This window comes from Clostridium sp. DFI.1.208, assembly GCF_024463855.1.
In the GTDB taxonomy this organism is placed as follows: domain Bacteria; phylum Bacillota_I; class Bacilli_A; order Erysipelotrichales; family Erysipelotrichaceae; genus Clostridium_AQ.
Map to the genome: position 1 here is coordinate 1 of NZ_JANGCA010000342.1, position 255 is coordinate 255.

Annotated in this window: 1 protein-coding gene; it reads right to left on the reverse strand. The window is 42.7% G+C overall.

What is annotated here, in order from left to right; genetic code table 11:
* A partial coding sequence (locus tag NE665_RS24880; protein ID WP_256302785.1) for a hypothetical protein occupies positions 1-255 on the reverse strand: 255 nt, incomplete at both ends.

A 255-nucleotide genomic window follows, 5' to 3' on the forward strand; every position in this document is an offset into this window, starting at 1 on the left:
CTTCTTTCTTCCATCGATAACTGTATCGTGTATCTGTGATCTTCGTTTTCGTGATAGAATCCTTATCTACCTTTGCAGCCTGTTCTTTTTCGGCTTGTATTTCCTCCTTGCTCATCTCAGGGGACAACGTCTCATACATGCTGTCACTCAGTATATCCTTTACTTTATCCAGACGCTCGTAATAGATATCTGTTGAGCTTCCGCTCTTCATCACCTTGATATATCGTACTGCCGGTTCTGTATAACGCTCAGGAG